The following is a 24,694-nucleotide window of genomic DNA, read 5'->3' as shown; positions in this document are numbered from 1 at the left end:
CAAAATAGTATAAGCAACACAGGGAAATAATAATTGCATGGCTGTTAAACTTGAAGTTAAGAATCTGTATAAAATATTCGGCGACCATCCCGAACGGGCGCTTAAGCTTCTGAAAACGGGACTCGACAAAGATAAAATATTCGAAAAAACCGGTCTGACGGTGGGCGTGAAAAATGCCTCTCTGGCCATTGAAGAAGGCGAGATATTCGTCATCATGGGATTATCCGGTTCCGGCAAATCCACGTTGGTACGCCTTCTCAATCGTCTGATAGAACCGACCCGGGGCGAAGTCCTGATTGACGGCGTCGATATCGCCAAGATCTCGGATAAAGCCATGCGCGAGGTGCGGCGCAAGAAAATCAGCATGGTATTCCAATCCTTCGCCCTGATGCCCCACCTCAACGTGGTGGACAATACCGCCTTCGGCATGATGCTGGCCGGCATACCCGCGGGCGAACGCCGGACCAAGGCCGTCGAGGCATTGGCCCAGGTGGGATTGGAGATGCAGGCGTTTTCCTGGCCGGACCAGCTCTCCGGCGGCATGCGCCAGCGTGTGGGTCTGGCGCGGGCGCTGGCCAATAACCCCGATATCCTGCTGATGGACGAAGCCTTTTCGGCCCTTGACCCCTTGATCCGGGCCGAGATGCAAGATGAGCTCATCAACCTGCAGGCCCGCCACCAGCGCACCATCGTATTTATCTCCCACGATCTCGACGAAGCCATGCGCATCGGCGATCGCATTGCCATTATGCAGGGCGGCGAAGTGGTACAGGTGGGCACGCCGGAGGACATTCTGAAGAACCCGGCCAATGACTATGTCCGCACCTTCTTTCGCGGCGTGGATGTCAGCCATGTTTTTAATGCCCGGGATATCGCCTTGCGGCGCCCGGTCACCTTGATCCGCAAAACCCCTGGCTTCGGCCCGCGCTCCGCCTTGAAGCTTTTGCAGGATGAGGATCGCGACTTCGGTTATCTGTTGGAACGGGGGCAAAAGTTCATCGGCGTGGTGTCGGTGGATTCACTGAAGGCCGTCCTGGCCGCTAATCTGCCGCTGGAACAGGCCTTGCTCGACAGTCCGATCCCGGTACCCGCCGATACGCCGTTAAACGAGATGATCTCCACCGTGGCTCAGGCGCCCTGTGCCGTACCGGTGGTAGGTGAGGAAAACCGCTATATCGGCGTGATCTCCAAAGGCATGTTGCTGCAGGCATTAGATCGGGAAGGAGCGACCAATGAATAAATTACCAAGCCCATCAGAGGCCGGCGCCTCATCGGCCAACGCTACCGGCGTCCAGAGCGCCGCATCCCCTGCCGCCGATCCGTGGAACAGCGCGCCGTTGCCCCAAGGGGACACGGCGGCGCAAAGCGCCCAGGCCGGCGGGGCGAATGCCCCCGCCGATGCATGGAACAACGCCGCCTCCAGCCACTCCGCCGCGGCCGGCCACCCTCTGGCCCAACCGGGCGCCGACTGGCTGAACAGCGGACCGGCGGCGGCGCCGGAGCATTTCACGCTGCTGGATCCGTTTCACCATACGCTCATCCCTTTGGATAGCTGGGTAACCCTTGGTATTAACTGGCTGGTGCTGCATTTTCGCCCGTTCTTCCAGGGCATCCGTGTACCGGTGGATTTCATTCTGAGCGGCTTCCAGCATGTTTTGCTGGCGCTGCCGGCGCCTATCGCCATCGTGCTGTTCGCCCTGCTGGCCTGGCAGATAGCGACCCCGGCCATGGGCGTCGCCACCCTGGCGTCGCTGACGATTATCGGTGCCATCGGCGCCTGGGGACAGGCCATGGTCACCCTGGCGCTGGTGCTGACCTCGCTGCTGTTCTGTATCGTTTTAGGCCTGCCTTTGGGCATCTGGCTGGCCCGTAGCCAAAGGGCCGCCCGCTATATCCGGCCCTTGCTGGATGCTATGCAGACCACGCCGGCGTTTGTCTATCTGGTACCCATAGTCATGTTGTTCGGCATCGGCAATGTGCCGGGGGTGGTGGTGACCATTATCTTCGCACTGCCGCCGGTGGTGCGCATGACGATACTCGGTATCAAACAGGTGCCGGCGGATTTACTGGAGGCCGCCGGATCTTTCGGCGCCAGCCCAGGCCAGCTGCTGTTCAAGGTACAGCTGCCGCTGGCGCTGCCCACCATTATGGCCGGCATCAACCAGACGCTGATGCTGGCGCTCTCCATGGTGGTCATCGCCTCCATGATTGCGGTAGGGGGACTGGGCCAGATGGTACTGCGCGGCATCGGCCGGCTGGACATGGGCCTGGCGACCATCGGCGGCGCCGGCATCGTGATCCTGGCCATTATCCTCGATCGGCTGACGCAATCCATGGGGCGGGATAGCCGTAACCGCGTGCATGGCCGTTGGTATGCCGGCGGCCCGTTAGGTCTGCTCACCCGGCCCTTCATCAAAAAACCGACGCTTTAAGCACCGGCGGATGGCATAGCCTCGTTCTGTTAACGGCCTGCCCTCACCGGGCAGGTTATAAAATCGCGATGATCTTCCGGACCCGTTCCCGCTTCGATGCCGGGCCGGAATGCCGCGCATTTCGCTACACCTACTGACTATTTGATAAGGACTACCCATGGGAAATAAAACGATTTGGGCGCTGACGTTCACCGCGGCCATGGCCGCACAGACTTCTTTTGCCGCCGGCCAGCCCGGTAAAGGCATCGCGGTGCAACCGCTGCAAAGTACCCTGACCGAAGAGACGTTTCAGACCCTGCTGGTGGATAAAGCCCTGGAAAAACTGGGCTACGATATCAAGCCCATACGCGAGGTGGATTATAACGTGGCTTACACGTCTATTGCCGCCGGCGACGCCACCTTTATGGCGGTGAACTGGGATCCGCTCCATGCCGATCAATACCAGGCCGCCGGGGGCGGGGATAAATTTTATCGCCAGGGCCAGTATGTGCAAGGCGCCGCCCAAGGCTATTTGATCGATAAAAAAACCGCTGACAAATACCACATTGTCTTCATCGACCAGTTAAAAGATCCCAAACTGGCCGCGCTGTTTGATGCCAATGGCGACGGCAAGGCCGATTTGGCCGGCTGTACGCCGGGCTGGGGCTGTGAGGCGGTGATTAACCATCAAATCAAAGCCTATGGACTGGGCGATACGGTCGAACATAACCAGGGAAATTATGCGGCGATCATCGCCGACACCATTGCCCGATTCAAAGAAGGAAAACCGATTCTTTATTATACCTGGACGCCATACTGGGTGAGCGATGTGTTGGTGCCCGGCCGGGACGTGGTCTGGTTACAGGTGCCGTTCTCTTCGCTGCCCGGTCCGCAGAAAACCCTCAGCACCAAACTCCCCAATGGCGCCGATTACGGTTTTCCGGTCAACAGTATGCGCATCGTCGCCAACAAGCAGTGGGCGCAGGCCAATCCGGCCGCGGCGAAACTGTTTGCTATCATGAAGCTGCCCATCGCCGATGTGAATGCACAGAATCTTCGCATGCACGAAGGACAGGCTTCGTCGGCAGATATCGAACGGCACGCCAATGGCTGGATTGCTGCTCATCAAGAGCTGTTTGACAGCTGGATAAGCACCGCCGCCACGGCAAAATAGCGAAACCCGGTTAAGCGCCGGAGCGACGGCAAGGAGTTGGAAGGCGCGCATGGGTGATGCCATAGCGGGCGGGCCGGCGGACAGGCAGCACGTTCGCCCCTCGTATTTTCGCCGCGGATCGGGAATAATCTTTTCCATTTTCTATCCGGATTTTCCCGTGAATCTCACGCCGGGATGCGGATAAAGCACGGAGAGGACCGCGTATATGGAATATCCCCACGACACCCTGCCGCTGCCGAAGGCGACATTCGGCGAGGGCGTTTTTGACAGCCTGCCCATCGTTATCGGTTATGTGCCGGTGGCGTTCGCTTTTGGAATGAACGCCGTCAAACTGGGTTTCACCCCGCTGGAAGGCATTTTCCTCTCCTGCATTATCTACGCCGGCGCCAGCCAGTTCGTGATAACCACCCTGCTGAGCGCCGGCATATCCATCTGGGTCGCGGCGTTAACGGTAATGGCCATGGATGTGCGGCATCTGCTGTATGGTCCGGCGCTGCGCCATCATATACGGGGCGGCCTGTCGCCGCGTAAAACCGCCGTATGGGCCTTTGGCCTGACCGACGAGGTATTCGCCGCGGCCATCGCCAAATTAATCAAGGACAACCGGCGCTGGTCGGAAAACTGGATGCTAAGCGTCGCGGCATGCTCGTGGGGGTCCTGGGTGCTGGGCACCGCCGCCGGCGCGCTGTGCGGCAACGGTCCGCTGAATGCCTACCCGGCGCTGGAAGCGGCATTGACCTTTATGCTGCCGGCGTTATTCCTCGGTTTCCTGCTGGCGGCGTTCCAGCGCCGCCAGGCGCCGGTACTGGCGGCCGCCTTGACGGGAGCGCTGGCGGGCCTGCTGCTGCTGTCGATCCCCATGGCGATACTGGCGGGCATCGGCGGCGGCTGCCTGGCCGCCCTGGCCGTTCCGGGTAAAACAGCCGCCAAGGAGCGCGGATGAGTCACACCGTCATCATTATCGGTTTGGTGGTCGGCCTGGCCAATTATCTGTTCCGCTATCTTCCCCTGCGTCTGGGGTCGGGCGCCGGCAAAGGCGAACATTATCCAGGCCGCTGGATAGGCCGGATATTGGACGGTATCGGCATCGCCTCCATTTGCGCCCTGCTGGTGGTTTCAAGCGTACCGGACGTCCTGCGCGACACGCATAAGCTGGTGCCCACCCTGGCCGGATTCACGGTGCTGATAGCGCTGTTTTACCGAACCCGCAGCATCATAATCGCCACCTTGGCCGGAGCGCTGTGTTACGGACTGGTCTTTAAATTTCTGCCGTTCTGATGGCGCTATACATAGGCTGCTTATTTTTTTATGTAGAAAATATATACACCAGTGATTACATTAGTTACTATACCTACAGTAACTAATGAGGTGATAATCATTATGGAAAGTTCCTTTACGCCCATAGAGCATATGTTGACCCAGCGCGCCCAGCGGCGGGCCGGTTTTCCTTTCCAGGAAATCTTGCTGACCCGCCTGTGCATGCATATGCAGGGAAAACTGCTGGAAAACCGCAATCGCATGCTGAAAGCCCAGGGAATAAACGAAACGCTGTTTATGGCGCTGCTCACTCTGGAGTCCCAGGACAATTTCAGCATACAACCTTCGGAACTCAGCTCCGCGCTGGGATCCTCCCGTACCAATGCCACCCGTATCGCCGACGAGCTGGAAAAACGCGGCTGGATTGAGCGCAAGGAGAGCGAAAGCGATCGCCGCTGCCTGCATCTGCATCTCACCGACGCCGGGGAAGCCTTCCTGAACAGCCTGCTGCCGCCGCAGCATAAAAGTCTAATGGCGTTATGGTCGACGTTGACGTCTGAAGAGAAACAGCAGCTTGAAGCGGTGACCCGCAAGCTGCTGGATAAGCTGGATGAATTGCTGGTTGAAAATAACCCCGCCTGATAGGCGGGTTGACACTTTAAAGATGCTGCCGCCACCACTCCGCCAGCAAAATCCCGGCCGCCACCGATACGTTCAGGCCGGCGACCCGGCCGGTACCGCCGATAGACACCGACAGATCCCCGGTTTCGGCCATCACTTCCGATTGTCCGTTGCCTTCCTGGCCCAGCACCAGCACCATCTTTGCCGGCATCGTCACCGAGGCCAGCGGCTTGCCCTGCCGGCCGGAATTAATCACCACCGTATATCCCGCCTGGCGGAAGCGTTCAAGATCCTCCGGCAAATTATCGGTCTGGATCGCGCTGATATGCTCAGCGCCGCCTTCGGCGGTGCGTATGGCGGCGCCGGATTCCAGCGCCGCGCTATCATCAACCATCACCCCTTTGACGCCGAAATGCGCGCAACTGCGCAATATGGCGCCGAGGTTATGGGGATTGGACACGTCTTCCAGCGCCATAACGCAGTCCTTTTCCACTGCCACCGTCTGTTGCAGGTAGGATTCAGCGTCCAGGCCGGTACGTTTTTTAATCAAAAAACAGACGCCGCCGTGATGTTCGGTGCCGGAAGCCTTGGCCAGCTCTTCATCATCAACCACATGATAGGCTTTACGATTGGCGGCCATCCAGCGCAGCGCATCGCGAAAACGGGGCGTGACGGATTGCACGAACCAGGCGCGGACAATAGAGTCGGGGCGGCTTTTATATAATGCCTGACAGGCGTTCTCACCGTAGACGCGGGTCTCTTCAGCACGCTGGCGGCGCAGCTGCTCGGGGTCGATAAAACTTTTGCCGCTGATGCCGCCGTGATCGGCCGCCAGCGGTTCATCCTCGCTCTGATAATGGGTTTTCCACGGCGAATCCGGCATGGCGGCGGGTTTATCCCGGCGGCCGGCCCCGTCGTCCGGTCGGTCACGGCGGGGACGCCCCTCGCCGCGGCGCGGCGCTTCCCCGCGCTTATTGGCGCTGTCGCGGCCTTGCGGCGCAGAACGCGCGGGACGACGGGGCGCTTCCTCTTCATCTTTACGCACGTACATGACGCGGACTTTATTGTTTTTACCCTTCAGCGAATCGCTCATTTGTTTCTCCACCCGAGTGCTGGGCGCGAAGATTACCCGATCTTGCTCTTTTTAGCTACCGCACCGGCGTTAAAGCCGGCAACTATCAAAGCCATCGGGTAAATCATTTTGTCACCCGCCCGGTCTTTCACCATACTTGAGATCATTGCTCAGATAAAGAGCGGCCGCTCGCCGCTCCGCGAGGTTATTATATGAATACGGTATGCCCATCATGCCAGGCCACCAACCGCCTGCCGGACGAAAGAGTCAGCGACGGCGCCAAGTGCGGCCGCTGCGGCGAGGCGCTGTTGGACGGTAAAGTCACCCACGCCACTGCCCAGACCCTGGACAAGCTGCTGCAGGACGACCTGCCGGTGGTAATCGACTTCTGGGCGCCCTGGTGCGGTCCCTGCGTCGGTTTTGCACCAGTTTATGAAGCCGTGGCCGGCGAACGCCGCGGCAAGGTGCGGTTCCTCAAGGTCAACACCGAGGCCGAACCGCAGCTGGCCGCCCGCTTCAAGATCCGCAGCATTCCCACCATCATGGTCTTCAAACAGGGCCAAATGGTGGATTCACTGCACGGCGCCATGCCCAAGGGGCCGTTTGAAGAGTGGCTTGACGAAGGGCTCTCCATCCAAAAAGCCTCCTGAGTCGTCGCTATCCGCAGCCGTGCCGGGGAGAGATTCCCGCCACGGCTGCAAAGCCTCGCCCACTGAAAAAAATTACCTTTTCTTGCCATAGGTCCGGTAAACTCTCTCTTTTACTTGAGCAACCTATGACACAAAATGCCGTGCTGGCCTTGCGTCAATACCGCCTTGCACTCGCCACCAGACCTTTTCGCGCCCGCGGTTGCCGGGTCAAACGCTGTGAAGGCTGCCTGCTGCCGCTTCCCGTTTGCCTGTGCGATCATATCACGCCCCGCCAGGCCCTGAGCCGGTTTTGTCTGATCATGTTTGATTCGGAACCGTTGAAACCCAGCAATACCGGGCGGCTGATTGCGGATATCCTGCCGGACACCCAGGCGTTTCTCTGGTCCCGCACCGAACCGGCGCCGGCGCTGCTGGCAGCGGTGAATGACAGCGGACGGCAGCCCTACGTGGTATTCCCGGCACAGAATGTCCCGGCCGGCCGGCGGGTGCTCAATGAAATCAGACCGCAGGCGTTGCCGCCGCTGTTCATTTTGCTGGACGGCACCTGGCCGGAAGCGGGAAAGATGTTCCGCAAGAGTCCTTATCTGGCTGATTTTCCGGTGTTATCCCTGGATTTGCACACCCTATCCTCCTACCGGCTACGGGAATCCCACGGCGACGGGCATCATTGCACCGCCGAAGTGGCCGCCACCCTGCTGTACCAGGCCGGCGATAACGCGGCGGCGAAGGGCCTGGCAGATCACTTCGCCCTGTTTCGCAACCGATACCTGGCGGGTAAATCACACCACAATACACTGCAAATTCCTCGCGCCATCACAACACCTGTTCCCTAAAAACGCATACACTTAGCCAGTGCGCCAGGAGGGGAAACGAATGAGTCAACGAGGATTGGACGCGCTGCTCAGGCCTAAATCCATTGCCGTTCTGGGCGCGTCGGACACGCCGGGACGCGCCGGCTACCTGATGATGCGTAATTTACTGGCCGGCGGATTCGGCGGCCCGGTGCTGCCGGTTACGCCGCGATATTCGGCGGTCTGCGGTGTATTGAGCTACCCCGACGTCGCCAGCCTGCCGCTAATACCGGACCTGGCGGTGATTTGCACCCACGCCCGCCGTAACCCAGGACTGCTGGATGAACTGGGGCGGCACGGCTGCAAAACCGTGATTATCCTTTCCTCGCCTTTGGCACAATTCGCCGAATTAAAAGCCTGTGCCCAGCGTTACGGCATGCGCCTGCTCGGTCCCAACAGCCTGGGCCTGGTTTCACCCTGGCAAGGGCTTAACGCCAGCTTCTCTCCGGTGCCCATCCATATCCACAAAGGCAAGCTGGCCTTTATTTCCCAATCCGCCGCAGTGGCCAACACCATCATGGATTGGGCGCAGCAGCGGGAAATCGGCTTTTCCTATTTTATCGCCCTGGGGGACAGCATCGATATCGACGTGGACGATGTGCTTGACTTTCTGGCCCGTGACGGCAAAACCAGCGCGATACTGCTGCATCTTGAACATCTGAGCGACGCGCGGCGCTTCTTATCAGCCGCCCGCGGCGCGGCGCGCAATAAACCCATTCTGGTGATCAAGAGCGGCCGTACGCCGCAGGCGCAGCGGCTGCTGAATTACCCCCAGGGCCGGGACGCCGCCTATGACGCCGCCATCCAGCGCGCCGGAATGCTGCGGGTACGGGACACCCATGAGCTGTTCTCGGCGGTGGAAACCTTGAGTCACATGCGTCCGCTGCGCGGCGAGCGTCTGATGATAGTCAGCAACGGCATCGCGCCGGCGGCGTTGGCGCTTGATGAACTCCTCAGCCGGCACGGCAAGCTGGCCACATTGAGTCCCGCCAGCCGCCAGGCGCTGCAAAGCGTATTGCCGGCGCAAATCGCGGCCGCCAATCCGCTGGATTTAGGGGACGACGCCGATCCGGCCCGCTACCGGGCGGCGCTATCGTGCCTGCTGGACAGCCGGGATTATGACGCGGTACTGATCCTCCACGCCCCCAGCGCCGTCTCCCCCAGCAGTGAAACCGCGCTGCAGGTTATCGAGCTGTTCAAGCAGCACCCCCGCGGCAAACAGGTTACCGTGCTGACCAACTGGAGCGGCGAATTCTCCTCCCGCGACGCCAGGCGCCATTTTACCGAGGCGGGGCTCCCCACGTACCGTACGCCGGAAGGTTCGGTTACCGCATTTATGCATATGGCGGAATACCGCCGCAACCAAAAGCAGCTTATGGAGACGCCGGCATTGCCGGTCAGCCTGGCGGCGGATACCGCACAGGCCCATGAGCTCATCCGCCAGGCGCTGGATGAAGGGGTTTTTCAGCTGGCCACCCATGAAATCAGGCCGATCGTCGAAGCCTACGGCATCGCTACCCTGCCCACCTGGATTGCCGGCGACAGCGCCGAGGCGGTTGCCATCGCCGACAAGATAGGTTACCCGGTGGCGCTTAAACTGCGATCGCCGGATATCCCACACAAGTCCGACGTACAGGGCGTCATGCTCTCCCTGCGCAACGCCCGGGAGGTAGAACAGGCGGCCAACGCCATGATTGAACGGGTCGCGCAGGCTTATCCCCAGGCGCGAATCGACGGTATGCTGGTACAAAGCATGGCCAACCGCGCCGGCACGTTGGAACTCCGGATCCTGGTGGAGGAGGATCCGGTGTTCGGCCCGCTGATCCTGATGGGGGAAAGCGAAAGCGAGTGGCGCCAGGCGGATCAGATGGCTGTGGGGCTGCCGCCCCTGAACATGGCCCTGGCGCATAATATGGTATTGCAGGGGCTGAAAAAGGGCGCAATCCGCGACCGGCGCCCGCTCTACCCGCTGGACGTCGCCGCATTAAGCCAGCTGCTGGTGAAGATATCCACGCTCCTGCTGGACTGTCCCGAGATAGTCCATCTCGATATCCACCCCCTGCTGGCCTGCGGCGACGATATGACCTTGCTGGATGTCAGCCTGACGTTGGCGGAATGCCGCGGCGATCCGGAAGCGCGCCTGGCCATCCGCCCCTATCCGCAAAAGCTTGAATCCGAGATTTTGCTGAAAAACGGCGAACGCTGCCTGCTCAGGCCCATCCTGCCGGAAGACGAACCCATGCTCAAACAGTTCATCGGCCAGGTCACGCCGGAAGATCTCTACTATCGCTATTTCAGCGAGATCACTGAATTTACCCATGAAGATTTGGCTTACATGACCCAAATCGACTACGATCGTGAAATGGCTTTTGTCGCGGTAAGACGTCACGGCCTCGAATCAACCATCGTCGGCGTTACCCGGGTCATTGCCGATCCTGACAATATCGACGCTGAATTCGCGGTGCTGGTGAGATCCGATCTGAAAAAACTGGGTCTGGGGCGCTTGCTGCTGGAAAAAATGATCGGCTATGCCCGGGAACACGGACTTGATCGTTTAACCGCCATTACCATGCCCAGCAACCAGGGCATGATAGCGCTGGCGAAAAAGCTGGGGTTTACCGTCAAGCTGCAGTTAGAGGACGGCATCGTCGCTTTATCGCTGAGGCTAACAGCCGAATCTCCTGCCGCGACGGACAAAATTACCTCAAGGGCTAATCAACCTGAGGCGAAACAAGGCCACAACGGCTGAAAGTAATGTTATTATGGCAGATTCCGCATAATTATGTTTTGCATATGGTCATTCCACCATACGATGACAAGAGAAGAAGCGCACTGTGATGTTGTCAAACTTTAGACGTACCAAACACCAACAACACCTTGCACAACTGCCAAAAATTCCCCAGACGGTTGAAGATGTAAAAACGCTATCCAGTCCAGAAGAATTCCGTATCGCCCTGTTGAATGCCATTAAGGGAGCCCGGCGGCGTATTTATCTGGTGGCGCTCTACCTTGAACAAGATGAAGGCGGCGATGCCGTTCTCTCGGCCCTGTACCGGGCCAGGCAGCAATATCCGGAATTGGAGGTCTGCGTACTGGTGGATTGGCATCGGGCACAGCGCGGGCGCATCGGCGTCGCGGCGGCGAATACCAATGCCGATTGGTACTGCCGCCTGGCGAAAGAACACCCCGATATTTCGGTGCCGATATTCGGCGTACCGGTGAATACCCGTGAAGCTTTGGGCGTGCTGCATTTAAAAGGCTTTATCATCGACGATACCGTTATCTACAGCGGCGCCAGCCTTAATGACGTTTACCTGCACCAGTTGGACAAGTACCGCTACGATCGCTATCAGATTATCAACAACCCGGTTCTGGCCGATAGCATGCTGGATTATCTCAAGCAGCGGCTGTTAACCGCCCCCGCAGTAAACCGGCTGGATAATCCCGATCGGCCCAAAAGCATAGAAATTCGCAACGATACCCGGCTGTTTCGTCAATCCCTGCGGGATGCGGCCTACTCCTACCCCGGCACGGCCTCTGACCGGCAGCTGGCCGTGACCCCGCTGGTAGGGCTGGGTAAGAGAAGCCCGCTGAACAAGACCATCCACCATTTGATGTCTTGTACCGACAGCAAGCTCATAATGTGTACACCCTATTTCAATATGCCCGCCTTATTGGTCAGGAACATTATCTCTCTGCTGCGCCAGAACAAACAGGTGGAAATCATTGTCGGCGATAAAACCGCCAATGATTTTTATATCCCGGAAGATCAGCCCTTTAAGATTATCGGCGCGTTGCCTTATCTGTACGAAATCAATTTGCGCCGCTTCCTCGGACGCCTGCAGCGCTATGTGGATAATGGCCAGCTTGTGGTGCGCTTATGGAAAGACGGTGACAACAGCTATCATCTGAAAGGGATGTGGGTCGATGATGAATGGCAATTGCTCACCGGCAATAACCTCAATCCCCGCGCCTGGCGGCTGGATTTGGAGAATGCGCTGCTGATCCATGATCCCCTGCAATCATTGCGGGAGCAACGGGAGCATGAACTCCATCTGATCCGTACCCATACCCAGGTCATAAAGCATTTTACCGAGCTGGATAGAATCGGCGATTACCCAATAAAAGTGCGTAAGCTGATTCGTCGTTTACGCCGCATCCGTATCGATCGTCTCATCAGCCGAATCCTGTGACATGTCATCTCCCAAAAGCGGCCCCCCCTTAACGCGGCCGTCGGGATCTCGCTGTTCAGCCGGCTGATGCCGATAGCTTATGAGGAAATAATGCTGCAAACGCGTATCGGCAATGCGTGGAAATTCTCGGTGTTGCTGCCGTTGATAGGGTGCACCGCCTGCGCCCATATGGCGCAGGATACTTGGACCGGGCAGGATAAAACGGTGCATTTTGCCGCCTCCGCCGCGCTCGCCATGGCGGGCGGCGCCGTAGCGGAGCATCAAAACGCTTCACCGGCCCGTAGCCGTAATATCGGTTTTGCTTTTTCCATCTCTCTTGGCGCCGCCAAAGAGGGCTTCGACAGCCGCGCCGCCGGCACCGGATGGAGCTGGAAAGACTTTGCCTGGGATGTGGCCGGCGCAGCTACCGGCTATACGCTTTATTATCTCAGCGATTAATTTCCCGTCCCCCATTCCTGGTTTACCGACGGCGTTCCCCCCTTATGCGTCTCCCGATAGGGTCATTGTTGCGAAAAAATTTTCGTTTAAAGGCTATTGCATCAAAATCCAACATATGTTAGTTTTTAAACCAACAAATGTTGGATATAGCATTCAAGCCGATCAACGTCATGGCCCCGCCCATGATCTCATCCATATCTTTAGGGAGTACCTAGCATGATCAAGACCATCCTTATTACCGGCGCCGGCTCGGGTTTCGGCGAAGCGGCCGCCATCGGCCTGGCCCGCAACGGACATAATGTCATCGCCACTGCGCAGCTTTCGCCGCAGGTCACACCGCTGCGGGAGAAGGCCAAGGCCCTCGGCCTCCCGAACCTGCGGGTCGAGAAGCTTGATCTGTGCGATCCCTATGACATGGCTTTTGCCCAGCGCTGGGATATCGACGTGCTTTGGAACAATGCCGGCATGGGAGAAGGCGGGCCGGTTTTCGAGATCCCGCTCGATCTCGTTCGCCGGAACTTCGAAATCAACGTTTTTCTTCCGCTCACCCTGACGCAGGCTTTCGTCAAAAAGTGGATCGAGCAGAATAAACAGGGGAAGGTGGTCTTTACCTCATCGATGAGCGGGCTGTTTTCCCCGGCCAAATGGGGCGTGTACGCCGCCACCAAGCATGCGCTGGAATCGGTTGCCGAAGCCATGCAGCAGGAATTGGCCGGTCATGGCATCAAGGTTCAAACCATCAATCCCGGCGCTTTTTATACCGGCTTTAACGAGACCATGGCCGACACGGCATTCCGCTGGCTCGACGACGGGAAAAATGTCACCAAACGCGCCGATCTGCGCACGCAGTTCGATGAAGAGCTGGCGTCGCCCTTCGGCCACTTCGACGCCCAGGAGATGATTGATCGCATGATTGAAATCGTCCCCGCCGATACGGGCAAGTTTCGCAACGTCGTGCCCCAGGCGGTGGAGGATATGCTTAAAGCGCATCAGCTCGCCGCCTGGGACAACCAGATTTGAACAACGTTGAAACGTCTTTGGACGCTTTTTGGTTCACTGTCTCAAGCCAGGGATGGCATGTTCCGATTTCTTCCTTGATATTCCCTCCCCTATCCCTTGCGCTTCAAATACCCTGGCCACCGGATACTTCAATGCGTTGAGCATTGATCCAGCGATTATCCTCACCCAGCAGCCCGGCGATCATCGGGCCGATATCGTCCGCCACCCCAACGCGGCCAAGCGCGGTCATGCCGGCAAAGAACCGGTTGTACTCCGGCGTATCCCGGACGGCGCCGCCCAAAAAATCCGTCTCAATCGCTCCCGGCGCCACGGTATTGACTGCGATGCGGCGACTGCCCAGTTCCTTCGCCATATAGACGGTAAGAACTTCAATGGCTCCCTTGACGGCGGCATATGCCGACCAGCCTTCGGCGGACACGCGGGTCAGTCCGGAAGAAATATTCACGATGCGGCCGCCGTCGCCGATAAGCGGCAGGAGTTTCTGGGTAAGGAAAAACACGCCTTTGAAGTGGACATTCACCAGTTTGTCGAATGAATCTTCGTCCATCTCGGCAATCAGGGCCATATCACCATGGCCGGCGTTGTTGACCAGATGGTCGAAACTTTCGCGCCGCCAGGTTTCGCTGAGTACCGCGCGCAGTTGCTCAACGAATGCCGGGAAGGTGGATACATTGCCGACATCAAGCTGTAAAGCAACGGCCTGGCGGCCCAAGGCCCGGATTTCAGCCACCACAGCCATGGCCTCTACCCGGCTGCTCCGGTAAGTGAGCACAACGTCGCCGCCGTTCCGGGCGATGCCAAGGGCTGTATTACGGCCAATCCCGCGGCTGGCGCCGGTTACGATTGTGATTTTACTCATCGTTATTTCCTCGTTTAAACGCTTAATGGGAAGGTTGCGCTGACAGAGAACATGTTGGCCCGGATTGGTTGCGCGTGGTTGCCAGAATCGTGTTTATACTTGCCTGATTCTCCAAATAGTTTGCAAGCGGCTTCATTCTGGGTATGTTGGGATGATTCCTCCTTTTGGTTTAGTCTTGTGGAAAGCATGAACCATTCTTTGCTGAGCGCTGTAGGGCGATATGCGGATACCCATGCAGATTCAAGCGGCGTGGCCCGTACGCCGATTCCGGGCCTGAGCGTTATACGCGCAACTATGCCCAGCGAACTGCAATACGCAATCTCCCGCCCATTGGCGGCACTGGTGCTGCAAGGCGGAAAACGTGTCACAACGGGAAGCCGATCATTCAGTTTCGGTGAAGGGGATTCATTAGTCATCGCCGCCCATGTACCCACGATAAGCCAGATCACCAAGGCGAGCCTTGGTGTGCCTTACTATTCACTGGTACTTGAATTTGATCCGGCGGTGATTGAGACGCTGGCCATGGAGATGAACGCTGCCCGCGTCAGTAAGAACTTTCCGGTCAGAGTCGCCGCGACAGAGAATGAAGTCGCCGATGCGGCGCTGCGTCTGATGCGATTACTTGAACGCCCTGAGGCCCTGCCTCTCCTTCAGTCGCAGTTGATACGTGAAATGCATTATTGGCTGTTAGTGGGACATCACGGGGCATCTATACGGGCGCTTGGCGTCGCGCAAAGCCATGCTCAACGGATAAGCAAAGCCGTGGCTATCATTCGTGAGGAGTTCTCACACCCCCTTCGGGTAGAACGCCTGGCGCAAGCGGCCGGTATGAGCATTTCCAGTTTTCATCAACATTTTCGAACCGTAACCTCCTTGTCACCCCTCCAGTTCCAAAAGCAGCTGCGGCTGATCGAGGCGCGCAGGATCATGCTGGCCGACGGAAAACTTCCTAGCCATGTGGCTTATGAAGTGGGTTATGAAAGCGTGCCGCAATTCACACGGGAGTATAGCCGCATGTTCGGCGCTCCCCCGGTAAGAGACATCAGACAGGTTCGAGACCGGCTGACGACAATGTCAGCCCCAGCCCAACACCGTATTGATTGATATGATAGACATTAAAAAGCCCTTGAGTAGCGAAATGCCAGTTCGACAGGCAGAAAAAAGCCCTCTGTTTTCACAGAGGGCTTCGTTCATTTGGATGCCTGGCAGTTCCCTACTCTCGCATGGGGAGACCCCACACTACCATCGGCGCTACGGCGTTTCACTGCTGAGTTCGGCATGGGATCAGGTGGGACCACCGCGCTAGTGCCGCCAGGCAAATTCGTTATCCAACCGTCATCTTTTACTGATGACCATTGGCCTTTATCCGGAACAATCGCTGAAAATTCTCTCATCGCCCTTGCGGACAACGCTCTCACAGCCCAAACACCTTAGGTGTTGTAAGGTTAAGTCTCACGGGTCATTAGTATCGGTTAGCTCAACGCATCGCTGCGCTTACACACCCGACCTATCAACGTCATCGTCTTTAACGTCCCTTCAGGTGGCTTAAAGCCACAGGGAAGACTCATCTCGAGGCAAGTTTCCCGCTTAGATGCTTTCAGCGGTTATCTCTTCCGCACGTAGCTACCGGGCAATGCCATTGGCATGACAACCCGAACACCAGTGGTGCGTCCACTCCGGTCCTCTCGTACTAGGAGCAGCCCCTCTCAATCTTCCAACGCCCACGGCAGATAGGGACCGAACTGTCTCACGACGTTCTAAACCCAGCTCGCGTACCACTTTAAATGGCGAACAGCCATACCCTTGGGACCTACTTCAGCCCCAGGATGTGATGAGCCGACATCGAGGTGCCAAACACCGCCGTCGATATGAACTCTTGGGCGGTATCAGCCTGTTATCCCCGGAGTACCTTTTATCCGTTGAGCGATGGCCCTTCCATTCAGAACCACCGGATCACTAAGACCTGCTTTCGCACCTGCTCGAGCCGTCACTCTCGCAGTCAAGCTAGCTTATGCCTTTGCACTAACCTCACGATGTCCGACCGTGATTAGCTAACCTTCGTGCTCCTCCGTTACTCTTTAGGAGGAGACCGCCCCAGTCAAACTACCCACCAGACACTGTCCTCGACCCGGATTACGGGCCGGAGTTAGAACATCAAACATTAAAGGGTGGTATTTCAAGGTTGGCTCCATAAGGACTGGCGTCCCTACTTCAAAGCCTCCCACCTATCCTACACATCAAGGCTCAATGTTCAGTGTCAAGCTATAGTAAAGGTTCACGGGGTCTTTCCGTCTTGCCGCGGGTACACTGCATCTTCACAGCGAGTTCAATTTCACTGAGTCTCGGGTGGAGACAGCCTGGCCATCATTACGCCATTCGTGCAGGTCGGAACTTACCCGACAAGGAATTTCGCTACCTTAGGACCGTTATAGTTACGGCCGCCGTTTACCGGGGCTTCGATCAAGAGCTTCTCCTTACGGATAACCCCATCAATTAACCTTCCGGCACCGGGCAGGCGTCACACCGTATACGTCCACTTTCGTGTTTGCACAGTGCTGTGTTTTTAATAAACAGTTGCAGCCAGCTGGTATCTGCGACTGGCTTCAGCTCGGGAAGCAAGTTCCTCCACCTAATGCCAGCGTGCCTTCTCCCGAAGTTACGGCACCATTTTGCCTAGTTCCTTCACCCGAGTTCTCTCAAGCGCCTCGGTATTCTCTACCTGACCACCTGTGTCGGTTTGGGGTACGATTCGATGTGACCTGGTGCTTAGAGGCTTTTCCTGGAAGCGTAGCATCAACCCCTTCACCACCGTAGTGGCTCGTCATCACGCCTCAGTGTTACAAGAGAACGGATTTTCCTGTCCTCTCCACCTGCACGCTTGAACCGGGACAACCGTCGCCCGGCCGGTCTAGCTTTCTCCGTCCCCCCTTCGCAGTCACACCCAGTACAGGAATATTAACCTGTTTCCCATCGACTACGCCTTTCGGCCTCGCCTTAGGGGTCGACTCACCCTGCTCCGATTAACGTTGAACAGGAACCCTTGGTCTTCCGGCGAGCGGGCTTTTCACCCGCTTTATCGTTACTTATGTCAGCATTCGCACTTCTGATACCTCCAGCAACCCTCACAGGCCACCTTCTCAGGCTTACAGAACGCTCCCCTACCCAACAATACCCGAAGGTATCGCTGCCGCGGCTTCGGTGCATGGTTTAGCCCCGTTACATCTTCCGCGCAGGCCGACTCGACCAGTGAGCTATTACGCTTTCTTTAAATGATGGCTGCTTCTAAGCCAACATCCTGGCTGTCTATGCCTTCCCACATCGTTTCCCACTTAACCATGACTTTGGGACCTTAGCCGGCGGTCTGGGTTGTTTCCCTCTTCACGACGGACGTTAGCACCCGCCGTGTGTCTCCCGTGATAACATTCTTCGGTATTCGCAGTTTGCATCGGGTTGGTAATCCGGGGTGGACCCCTAGCCGAAACAGTGCTCTACCCCCGAAGATGAATTCACGAGGCGCTACCTAAATAGCTTTCGGGGAGAACCAGCTATCTCCCGGTTTGATTGGCCTTTCACCCCCAGCCACAAGTCATCCGCTAATTTTTCAACATTAGTCGGTTCGGTCCTCCAGTTAGTGTTACCCAACCTTCAACCTGCCCATGGCTAGATCACCGGGTTTCGGGTCTATACCCTGCAACTACACGCCCAGTTAAGACTCGGTTTCCCTACGGCTCCCCTATTCGGTTAACCTTGCTACAGAATATAAGTCGCTGACCCATTATACAAAAGGTACGCAGTCACCCCAATTTCTCAAGGCTCCCACTGCTTGTACGTACACGGTTTCAGGTTCTGTTTCACTCCCCTCGCCGGGGTTCTTTTCGCCTTTCCCTCACGGTACTGGTTCACTATCGGTCAGTCAGGAGTATTTAGCCTTGGAGGATGGTCCCCCCATCTTCAGACAGGATATCACGTGTCCCGCCCTACTCATCGAACCCACAACCTCTGCACCTTCGGATACGGGGCTATCACCCTCTGTCGCCGGACTTTCCAGACCGTTCTCCTGATGCAAAAGCTGATGGTGGTTCTGGGCTGTTCCCCGTTCGCTCGCCGCTACTGGGGGAATCTCGGTTGATTTCTTTTCCTCGGGGTACTGAGATGTTTCAGTTCCCCCGGTTCGCCTCATTGCGCTATGGATTCACGCAATGATAGTGCAACGAATTGCACTGGGTTTCCCCATTCGGACATCGCCGGCTAATAACGCTTCATATCAGCTTACCGACGCTTTTCGCAGATTAGCACGTCCTTCATCGCCTCTGACTGCCTAGGCATCCACCGTGTACGCTTAGTCACTTAACCTCACAACCCTAAGATGTCTCAGGTTTGCTTGCTTTGAGAGACTCGCATACTGATTTTGCTCAGCATGTTTTTTCAAATTTTCAGCTTGTTCCGGATTGTTAAAGAGCAGTATTTCGCAGCGCACTCTTTCAAATGCGCTCTGAAATTTATCAGACACGTAGGCTGTTTGGCGTCCCCTAGGGGGTTCGAACCCCTGTTACCGCCGTGAAAGGGCAGTGTCCTAGGCCACTAGACGAAGGGGACACGGAAAATGCTTGCAACGCACCGCGTTGCTTTTCCGTGTAAGGCGAAACTTTCATTAATGAAAGTAAGCGACCTCTTTCTAGTCGAACAACGCATCGCGTTGCTCTCCTATCATCGGACGATGCCTTGCACGTGCGAAGCCGGGCTTCACGTGTAAACCATACGAGCTGTTTGCTCATCACTTCTATCAGACAATCTGTGTGGACACGTCACTCGACGCGCATCTTTCGGTAAGGAGGTGATCCAACCGCAGGTTCCCCTACGGTTACCTTGTTACGACTTCACCCCAGTCATGAATCACAAAGTGGTAAGCGCCCTCCCGAAGGTTAAGCTACCTACTTCTTTTGCAACCCACTCCCATGGTGTGACGGGCGGTGTGTACAAGGCCCGGGAACGTATTCACCGTGGCATTCTGATCCACGATTACTAGCGATTCCGACTTCATGGAGTCGAGTTGCAGACTCCAATCCGGACTACGACGCACTTTGTGAGGTCCGCTTACCCTCGCGAGTTCGCTTCTCTTTGTATGCGCCATTGTAGCACGTGTGTAGCCCTACTCGTAAGGGCCATGATGACTTGACGTCATCCCCACCTTCCTCCGGTTTGTCACCGGCAGTCTCCTTTGAGTTCCCACCATGACGTGCTGGCAACAAAGGATAAGGGTTGCGCTCGTTGCGGGACTTAACCCAACATTTCACAACACGAGCTGACGACAGCCATGCAGCACCTGTCTCAGAGTTCCCGAAGGCACAACTCCATCTCTGAAGTCTTCTCTGGATGTCAAGAGTAGGTAAGGTTCTTCGCGTTGCATCGAATTAAACCACATGCTCCACCGCTTGTGCGGGCCCCCGTCAATTCATTTGAGTTTTAACCTTGCGGCCGTACTCCCCAGGCGGTCGATTTAACGCGTTAGCTCCGAAAGCCACGGCTCAAGGCCACAACCTTCAAATCGACATCGTTTACAGCGTGGACTACCAGGGTATCTAATCCTGTTTGCTCCCCACGCTTTCGTACCTGAGCGTCAGTCTTCGTCCAGGGGGCCGCCTTCGCCACCGGTATTCCTCCAGATCTCTACGCATTTCACCGCTACACCTGGAATTCTACCCCCCTCTACGAGACTCTAGCCTGCCAGTTTCAAATGCAGTTCCCGAGTTAAGCTCGGGGATTTCACATCTGACTTAACAAACCGCCTGCGTACGCTTTACGCCCAGTAATTCCGATTAACGCTCGCACCCTCCGTATTACCGCGGCTGCTGGCACGGAGTTAGCCGGTGCTTCTTCTGCGGGTAACGTCAATGATTGAATCTATTAAACCCAACCCCTTCCTCCCCGCTGAAAGTGCTTTACAACCCGAAGGCCTTCTTCACACACGCGGCATGGCTGCATCAGGCTTGCGCCCATTGTGCAATATTCCCCACTGCTGCCTCCCGTAGGAGTCTGGACCGTGTCTCAGTTCCAGTGTGGCTGGTCATCCTCTCAGACCAGCTAGGGATCGTCGCCTAGGTGAGCCGTTACCCCACCTACTAGCTAATCCCATCTGGGTTCATCCGATGGTGTGAGGCCCTAAGGTCCCCCACTTTGGTCTTGCGACGTTATGCGGTATTAGCTACCGTTTCCAGTAGTTATCCCCCTCCATCGGGCAGATCCCCAGACATTACTCACCCGTCCGCCGCTCGCCGGCAAAGTAGCAAGCTACTTTCCGCTGCCGCTCGACTTGCATGTGTTAGGCCTGCCGCCAGCGTTCAATCTGAGCCATGATCAAACTCTTCAATTAAAAGCTTGATGCTCAAAGATTTCATCTGGTTAATCTTTTGAATTAACTGTTTGTCACTCTTCAAGACTTGTATTGTTGTGTTTCGATACGGTCTTGTGAGTGCCCACACAGATTGTCTGATAAATTGTTAAAGAGCGTGCGCCGCTATGATTCAGTCTGGCGCGAGGTGGCGTATATTACGCTTTCCCCTATCAGTGTCAAGCCCGTCAGGCTTGCTTCTGACTCGTTTTCGGTCCTTGTGAAGCTGCTCACAGTCCCGGTCGATGGAGGCGCATTATAGGGGGGTGCTGTGAAATGGCAAGCGAATATCGTCAAATTTTTTTTGATCGGTCAAAATTTGCCCGTTATGCCCTTGCCGACTGCCGTTTTATCGCGTCCGGCAGTTGCGCCAGGCTGTCAATGACCCAATCCGCCAGCTTTTGGCCCTCTTCATCAAGCGGCTTACCGGTACGCACCAAGACAGTGGTGCCGACGCCCGCCGCCCGGCCAGCCAGCATATCCTTGGCTGAGTCGCCCACCATATAAGAAGCGGCCATATCGATGTGCAGAAATTTTTGCGCATCCAGCAACATCCCGGGTTTGGGTTTGCGGCAGTCGCAATCCTGACGATATTCGCCTTCACCAACGTCCGGATGGTGCGGGCAAAAATAGATACCGTCCAATTCCACTTCGCGATCCGCCAGCGACCAATCCATCCATTCGGTCAAGCGCATAAATTGGTCTTCGGTGAATTTGCCGCGGGCGATGCCGGCCTGGTTAGTCACCACCACCAGGGCAAAACCCATTTTTTTCAGTTCCTGCATGGCTTCGATAGCACCATCAATAAACTGAAAATCATCGATCTCAAATACGTAACCGTGATCGACATTAATGGTACCGTCGCGGTCTAAAAATATTGCGGGAACAAGCTGTGCCACTGATTGGCTCCTGAGGATATAAACAGCGGGTAGTATCGCACGTTTTAGACAGTGGAAAACCTAGAAAATGAATCCTGGTTGACTTAGACGTCTAGACGCCCTAACATCCACCCCATTAGCACCCGTTGGCGTTAATAACATAATTTCATCCTTGCCACAGGTAACTGTTTACAATAAAAAATATGATTAAACTCTCTCATATTACTAAGCACTTTATCCAGGGAACGCAGACCATAGCCGCATTGTCTGATGTCAGCCTGCACGTGACCGCCGGCCAGATATACGGGGTTATCGGCGCATCCGGCGCCGGCAAAAGTACCTTGATCCGCTGCGTAAACCTGTTGGAACGTCCCACCAGCGGTTCGGTATTGGTGGACGGACAGGATCTGACCACCCTGTCGGAGCGGCAGCTCATCATTGCCCGCCGGCAAATGGGCATGATTTTTCAACATTTCAATCTGCTTTCTTCCCGTACGGTTTCGGGCAATATCGCCCTGCCGCTGGAGTTGGACAACCTGCCGAAAAACGACATCAAAAAACGTGTTGCGGAGCTGTTGGCCTTGGTGGGACTGGAAGATAAAGCCGATGCCTATCCCGCTAATCTGTCCGGCGGCCAGAAGCAGCGGGTAGCCATCGCCCGCGCCCTGGCCAGTAATCCCAAAGTCCTGCTATGCGACGAAGCCACCAGCGCATTGGATCCGGCTACTACCCGTTCGATTTTGGCATTATTAAAGGATATTAATCGCCGGCTGGGATTGACCATTTTATTAATTACTCACGAGATGGACGTGGTGAAGCGCATCTGTGATCAGGTCGCGGTCATCAGCCAGGGAGAACTTATAGAACAAGATACGGTGAGCGAAATGTTTTCCCATCCGAAAACGCCGCTGGCGCAGCAGTTTATCCGCTCTACCCTGCACCTCGATATTCCGGAGGACTATTTGCAGCGGATGTCGCCCCAGCCCGCCGAGGGGAAAATTCCCATCCTGCAGTTGGAGTTTACCGGCCAGTCGGTGGATGCGCCGCTGTTGTCCGAAGCCGCCAGGCGCTTCAATGTCAATAACAATATCATCAGCGCCCAGATGGATTACGCCGGCGGGGTTAAATTCGGCATTATGCTGGCGGAGATGGCGGGTGATGCGGAAAACTCCCGTGCCGCCATCGCTTTTTTGCAGGAACAGCACGTTAAGGTGGAGGTATTAGGGTATGTCTGAAGCCATGTTAGGGCTGTTTGCCAAAGGGATCTGGGAGACGCTGGCGATGACCTTTGTTTCCGGTTTCTTTGGTTTTGTGGTGGGATTGCCCATCGGCGTTTTACTTTATACCAGCCGCCCCGGGCAGATCATCGAAAATCCCAGGCTTTACCGAACCACTTCCGCGATAGTGAATATCTTCCGGTCTATTCCGTTTATTATTTTACTGGTCTGGATGATCCCCTTTACCCGCATGATCGTCGGCACGTCCATCGGACTGCAGGCGGCCATCGTGCCGTTAACCGTCGGCGCCGCGCCTTTTATTGCCCGTATGGTGGAAAATGCGCTGCTGGAAATACCCACCGGGCTTATTGAAGCCTCCCGCGCCATGGGCGCGACGCCGATGCAAATCATCCGCAAGGTTTTATTACCCGAGGCTCTGCCCGGGCTGGTTAACGCCGCCACCATTACGCTGATTACCCTGGTGGGCTATTCTGCCATGGGCGGCGCCGTGGGCGCAGGCGGACTTGGGCAAATCGGTATCCAATACGGCTATATCGGTTATAACGCCACGGTGATGAATACCGTACTGATTTTACTGGTTGTCCTGGTGTTTTTGATACAAATCAGCGGCGATAAAATCGTTAAAGCGGTTACTCATAAGTAAATGATAGTCTTTAAAAAAATGAAGCCGCCATGCCGGCGCTTCAATGAAATAATAATCAACCCATAAGAGGAAAGGGATATGTCTTTTAATTTCAGGACCCTGGCAACCGTTGGCGCTTTGGTAGGCGCATTGGCGTTGACTGCTTGCGGGCAGGACAAGAAAGATCCGAACCATATCAAGGTCGGGGTCATCGTCGGCGCGGAACAGCAGGTGGCGGAAGTCGCGCAGAAAGTCGCTAAAGAGAAATACGGCCTTGACGTGGAACTGGTGACCTTCAATGATTACGTGTTGCCCAACGAGGCGCTGAGCAAAGGGGATATCGATGCCAATGCTTTCCAGCATAAACCTTATCTCGATCAGCAAATCAAGGATCGCGGTTATAAGCTGGTTCCGGTAGGTAATACCTTTGTCTACCCCATCGCCGGCTATTCAAAACAGATAAAATCCCTTAGTGAATTGAAGGACGGCTCACAGGTAGCGCTGCCTAACGATCCCACCAACCTGGGCCGTTCCTTGCTGCTGCTGCAAAAGGTCGGGCTAATCACATTGAAAGACGGCACCGGCCTGCAGCCCACCGTATTGGATGTCGTGGGAAATCCGAAAAACCTGAAGCTGGTGGAATTGGAAGCGCCGCAGTTGCCTCGTTCCCTTGACGACCAGCAGATCGCCCTGGCCATCATTAATACTACTTATGCCAGCCAGATCGGCCTGACCCCCACCAAGGACGGGCTGTTTGTGGAAGATAAAGAGTCTCCCTATGTCAATCTGATCGTGGCCCGGGAAGATAATAAAAACGCAGAAAACGTCAAAAAATTCGTTCAGGCCTATGAGTCCGATGAAGTTAATGACGCGGCCAATAAAATCTTTAATGGCGGTGCGGTGAAAGGCTGGTAAAATTTTTTTGTCACTTTAGTGCGCTTTTATCAAGACGGGCTTCGGCCCGCCTTGTTATTTTGGCCGTACATTGATTCAATAGCGCCAGTTAAATAACAACTCCAATC

Annotated in this window: 19 protein-coding genes, 1 tRNA gene and 3 rRNA genes; 16 read left to right on the top strand and 7 right to left on the bottom strand. The window is 56.1% G+C overall.

What is annotated here, in order from left to right:
* Positions 1-37 precede the first annotated feature (37 nt).
* From proV to mprA, 6 genes are all read left to right on the top strand, one after another.
* Entirely contained in the window at positions 38-1,240 is a 1,203-nt protein-coding gene (gene proV / locus ACL2XJ_RS13175; protein ID WP_413726716.1) for a glycine betaine/L-proline ABC transporter ATP-binding protein ProV, read from the top strand.
* Complete coding sequence (gene proW / locus ACL2XJ_RS13170; RefSeq protein WP_413726715.1) at positions 1,233-2,432, top strand: glycine betaine/L-proline ABC transporter permease ProW; 1,200 nt, start codon at positions 1,233-1,235, stop codon at positions 2,430-2,432. The genes proV and proW overlap by 8 nt, the downstream gene beginning before the upstream one ends.
* A 157-nt stretch (positions 2,433-2,589) precedes the next feature.
* Positions 2,590-3,585 carry a glycine betaine/L-proline ABC transporter substrate-binding protein ProX gene (gene proX, locus ACL2XJ_RS13165; protein ID WP_413726714.1) on the top strand — a complete coding sequence of 332 codons (996 nt, stop codon included), beginning with the start codon at positions 2,590-2,592 and terminating at the stop codon, positions 3,583-3,585.
* A gap of 205 nt (positions 3,586-3,790) precedes the next feature.
* The gene (locus ACL2XJ_RS13160) at positions 3,791-4,528 is read left to right on the top strand and encodes an AzlC family ABC transporter permease (RefSeq protein WP_203522642.1); all 738 of its coding nucleotides are present in this window, start codon (positions 3,791-3,793) and stop codon (positions 4,526-4,528) included.
* Positions 4,525-4,863, top strand: coding sequence for an L-valine transporter subunit YgaH (ygaH, locus tag ACL2XJ_RS13155; RefSeq protein WP_132923192.1), 339 nt, complete (start codon positions 4,525-4,527; stop codon positions 4,861-4,863). The genes ACL2XJ_RS13160 and ygaH overlap by 4 nt, the downstream gene beginning before the upstream one ends.
* Positions 4,864-4,965: 102 nt before the next feature.
* Positions 4,966-5,484 carry a transcriptional repressor MprA gene (mprA, locus tag ACL2XJ_RS13150; RefSeq protein WP_132923193.1) on the top strand — a complete coding sequence of 173 codons (519 nt, stop codon included), beginning with the start codon at positions 4,966-4,968 and terminating at the stop codon, positions 5,482-5,484.
* A gap of 16 nt (positions 5,485-5,500) precedes the next feature.
* Here mprA and ACL2XJ_RS13145 read toward each other — a convergent pair whose 3' ends face one another.
* A complete protein-coding gene (locus ACL2XJ_RS13145; RefSeq protein ID WP_413726713.1) occupies positions 5,501-6,556 on the bottom strand; it encodes a tRNA/rRNA methyltransferase in 1,056 nt (351 codons plus the stop codon).
* Positions 6,557-6,747: 191 nt separating this feature from the next.
* Here ACL2XJ_RS13145 and trxC point away from each other — a divergent pair, with 191 nt between their 5' ends.
* The 6 genes from trxC to ACL2XJ_RS13115 all read left to right on the top strand — a co-directional run bounded on the left by trxC (position 6,748) and on the right by ACL2XJ_RS13115 (position 13,687).
* Entirely contained in the window at positions 6,748-7,185 is a 438-nt protein-coding gene (gene trxC / locus ACL2XJ_RS13140; protein ID WP_132923195.1) for a thioredoxin TrxC, read from the top strand.
* A 125-nt stretch (positions 7,186-7,310) separates the two neighbouring features.
* Entirely contained in the window at positions 7,311-8,018 is a 708-nt protein-coding gene (locus tag ACL2XJ_RS13135) for a tRNA-uridine aminocarboxypropyltransferase (protein ID WP_203522645.1), read from the top strand.
* Between the two features lie 40 nt (positions 8,019-8,058).
* A complete protein-coding gene (locus ACL2XJ_RS13130) occupies positions 8,059-10,785 on the top strand; it encodes a bifunctional acetate--CoA ligase family protein/GNAT family N-acetyltransferase (RefSeq protein WP_413726712.1) in 2,727 nt (908 codons plus the stop codon).
* A gap of 88 nt (positions 10,786-10,873) precedes the next feature.
* A complete protein-coding gene (gene pssA, locus ACL2XJ_RS13125; RefSeq protein WP_203522647.1) occupies positions 10,874-12,229 on the top strand; it encodes a CDP-diacylglycerol--serine O-phosphatidyltransferase in 1,356 nt (451 codons plus the stop codon).
* Positions 12,230-12,319: 90 nt separating this feature from the next.
* Complete coding sequence (locus tag ACL2XJ_RS13120; RefSeq protein WP_132923199.1) at positions 12,320-12,667, top strand: YfiM family lipoprotein; 348 nt, start codon at positions 12,320-12,322, stop codon at positions 12,665-12,667.
* 216 nt (positions 12,668-12,883) lie between these two features.
* On the top strand, positions 12,884-13,687 hold the full coding sequence (locus tag ACL2XJ_RS13115; protein WP_413726711.1) for an SDR family oxidoreductase: 804 nt from the start codon (positions 12,884-12,886) through the stop codon (positions 13,685-13,687).
* Between the two features lie 103 nt (positions 13,688-13,790).
* Here the strand turns inward: ACL2XJ_RS13115 and ACL2XJ_RS13110 are convergent, their stop codons facing one another.
* Positions 13,791-14,546 (bottom strand): SDR family NAD(P)-dependent oxidoreductase, encoded by a 756-nt coding sequence (locus tag ACL2XJ_RS13110; protein ID WP_413726710.1) that lies wholly within the window; start codon positions 14,544-14,546, stop codon positions 13,791-13,793.
* Positions 14,547-14,732: 186 nt separating this feature from the next.
* Between ACL2XJ_RS13110 and ACL2XJ_RS13105 the strand changes: the two genes are divergently transcribed.
* The gene (locus tag ACL2XJ_RS13105; RefSeq protein ID WP_413726709.1) at positions 14,733-15,650 is read left to right on the top strand and encodes an AraC family transcriptional regulator N-terminal domain-containing protein; all 918 of its coding nucleotides are present in this window, start codon (positions 14,733-14,735) and stop codon (positions 15,648-15,650) included.
* Between the two features lie 96 nt (positions 15,651-15,746).
* Here ACL2XJ_RS13105 and rrf read toward each other — a convergent pair.
* From rrf to gmhB, 5 genes are all read right to left on the bottom strand, one after another.
* A 5S ribosomal RNA gene (gene rrf / locus ACL2XJ_RS13100) occupies positions 15,747-15,862 on the bottom strand.
* A gap of 125 nt (positions 15,863-15,987) precedes the next feature.
* Positions 15,988-18,899 (bottom strand): 23S ribosomal RNA (locus ACL2XJ_RS13095).
* Between the two features lie 167 nt (positions 18,900-19,066).
* A tRNA-Glu gene (locus ACL2XJ_RS13090) sits at positions 19,067-19,142 on the bottom strand.
* Between the two features lie 231 nt (positions 19,143-19,373).
* Positions 19,374-20,916, bottom strand: a 16S ribosomal RNA gene (locus ACL2XJ_RS13085).
* Together the 16S, 23S and 5S rRNA genes with 1 tRNA gene alongside form the textbook arrangement of a ribosomal RNA operon.
* A 344-nt stretch (positions 20,917-21,260) precedes the next feature.
* On the bottom strand, positions 21,261-21,833 hold the full coding sequence (gene gmhB, locus ACL2XJ_RS13080) for a D-glycero-beta-D-manno-heptose 1,7-bisphosphate 7-phosphatase (RefSeq protein ID WP_132923203.1): 573 nt from the start codon (positions 21,831-21,833) through the stop codon (positions 21,261-21,263).
* 182 nt (positions 21,834-22,015) lie between these two features.
* On the opposite strand from gmhB, the gene metN reads away from it, so the two are divergent.
* The 3 genes from metN to ACL2XJ_RS13065 all read left to right on the top strand — a co-directional run bounded on the left by metN (position 22,016) and on the right by ACL2XJ_RS13065 (position 24,587).
* Positions 22,016-23,047, top strand: a complete 1,032-nt coding sequence (gene metN / locus ACL2XJ_RS13075; RefSeq protein WP_132923204.1) for a methionine ABC transporter ATP-binding protein MetN — start codon at positions 22,016-22,018, stop codon at positions 23,045-23,047.
* A complete protein-coding gene (locus ACL2XJ_RS13070; protein WP_132923205.1) occupies positions 23,040-23,693 on the top strand; it encodes a methionine ABC transporter permease MetI in 654 nt (217 codons plus the stop codon). The genes metN and ACL2XJ_RS13070 overlap by 8 nt, the downstream gene beginning before the upstream one ends.
* Positions 23,694-23,771: 78 nt before the next feature.
* A complete protein-coding gene (locus ACL2XJ_RS13065) occupies positions 23,772-24,587 on the top strand; it encodes a MetQ/NlpA family lipoprotein (RefSeq protein ID WP_132923206.1) in 816 nt (271 codons plus the stop codon).
* The last annotated feature ends 107 nt before the right edge of the window (positions 24,588-24,694 follow it).

The organism is Sodalis sp. RH16 (genome assembly GCF_047324245.1).
In the GTDB taxonomy this organism is placed as follows: domain Bacteria; phylum Pseudomonadota; class Gammaproteobacteria; order Enterobacterales; family Enterobacteriaceae; genus Acerihabitans; species Acerihabitans ligni.
Note: the sequence above shows the minus strand (reverse complement) of the source record. Positions and strands in the feature narration are given on the sequence as shown.

Coding starts and splice junctions, on each gene's coding strand:
- proV (WP_413726716.1), top strand. CDS start 38: ATGGCTGTTAAACTTGAAGTTAAGAATCTGTATAAAATATTCGGCGAC.
- proW (WP_413726715.1), top strand. CDS start 1,233: ATGAATAAATTACCAAGCCCATCAGAGGCCGGCGCCTCATCGGCCAAC.
- proX (WP_413726714.1), top strand. CDS start 2,590: ATGGGAAATAAAACGATTTGGGCGCTGACGTTCACCGCGGCCATGGCC.
- ACL2XJ_RS13160 (WP_203522642.1), top strand. CDS start 3,791: ATGGAATATCCCCACGACACCCTGCCGCTGCCGAAGGCGACATTCGGC.
- ygaH (WP_132923192.1), top strand. CDS start 4,525: ATGAGTCACACCGTCATCATTATCGGTTTGGTGGTCGGCCTGGCCAAT.
- mprA (WP_132923193.1), top strand. CDS start 4,966: ATGGAAAGTTCCTTTACGCCCATAGAGCATATGTTGACCCAGCGCGCC.
- ACL2XJ_RS13145 (WP_413726713.1), bottom strand. CDS start 6,556: ATGAGCGATTCGCTGAAGGGTAAAAACAATAAAGTCCGCGTCATGTAC.
- trxC (WP_132923195.1), top strand. CDS start 6,748: ATGAATACGGTATGCCCATCATGCCAGGCCACCAACCGCCTGCCGGAC.
- ACL2XJ_RS13135 (WP_203522645.1), top strand. CDS start 7,311: ATGACACAAAATGCCGTGCTGGCCTTGCGTCAATACCGCCTTGCACTC.
- ACL2XJ_RS13130 (WP_413726712.1), top strand. CDS start 8,059: ATGAGTCAACGAGGATTGGACGCGCTGCTCAGGCCTAAATCCATTGCC.
- pssA (WP_203522647.1), top strand. CDS start 10,874: ATGTTGTCAAACTTTAGACGTACCAAACACCAACAACACCTTGCACAA.
- ACL2XJ_RS13120 (WP_132923199.1), top strand. CDS start 12,320: ATGCTGCAAACGCGTATCGGCAATGCGTGGAAATTCTCGGTGTTGCTG.
- ACL2XJ_RS13115 (WP_413726711.1), top strand. CDS start 12,884: ATGATCAAGACCATCCTTATTACCGGCGCCGGCTCGGGTTTCGGCGAA.
- ACL2XJ_RS13110 (WP_413726710.1), bottom strand. CDS start 14,546: ATGAGTAAAATCACAATCGTAACCGGCGCCAGCCGCGGGATTGGCCGT.
- ACL2XJ_RS13105 (WP_413726709.1), top strand. CDS start 14,733: ATGAACCATTCTTTGCTGAGCGCTGTAGGGCGATATGCGGATACCCAT.
- metN (WP_132923204.1), top strand. CDS start 22,016: ATGATTAAACTCTCTCATATTACTAAGCACTTTATCCAGGGAACGCAG.
- ACL2XJ_RS13070 (WP_132923205.1), top strand. CDS start 23,040: ATGTCTGAAGCCATGTTAGGGCTGTTTGCCAAAGGGATCTGGGAGACG.
- ACL2XJ_RS13065 (WP_132923206.1), top strand. CDS start 23,772: ATGTCTTTTAATTTCAGGACCCTGGCAACCGTTGGCGCTTTGGTAGGC.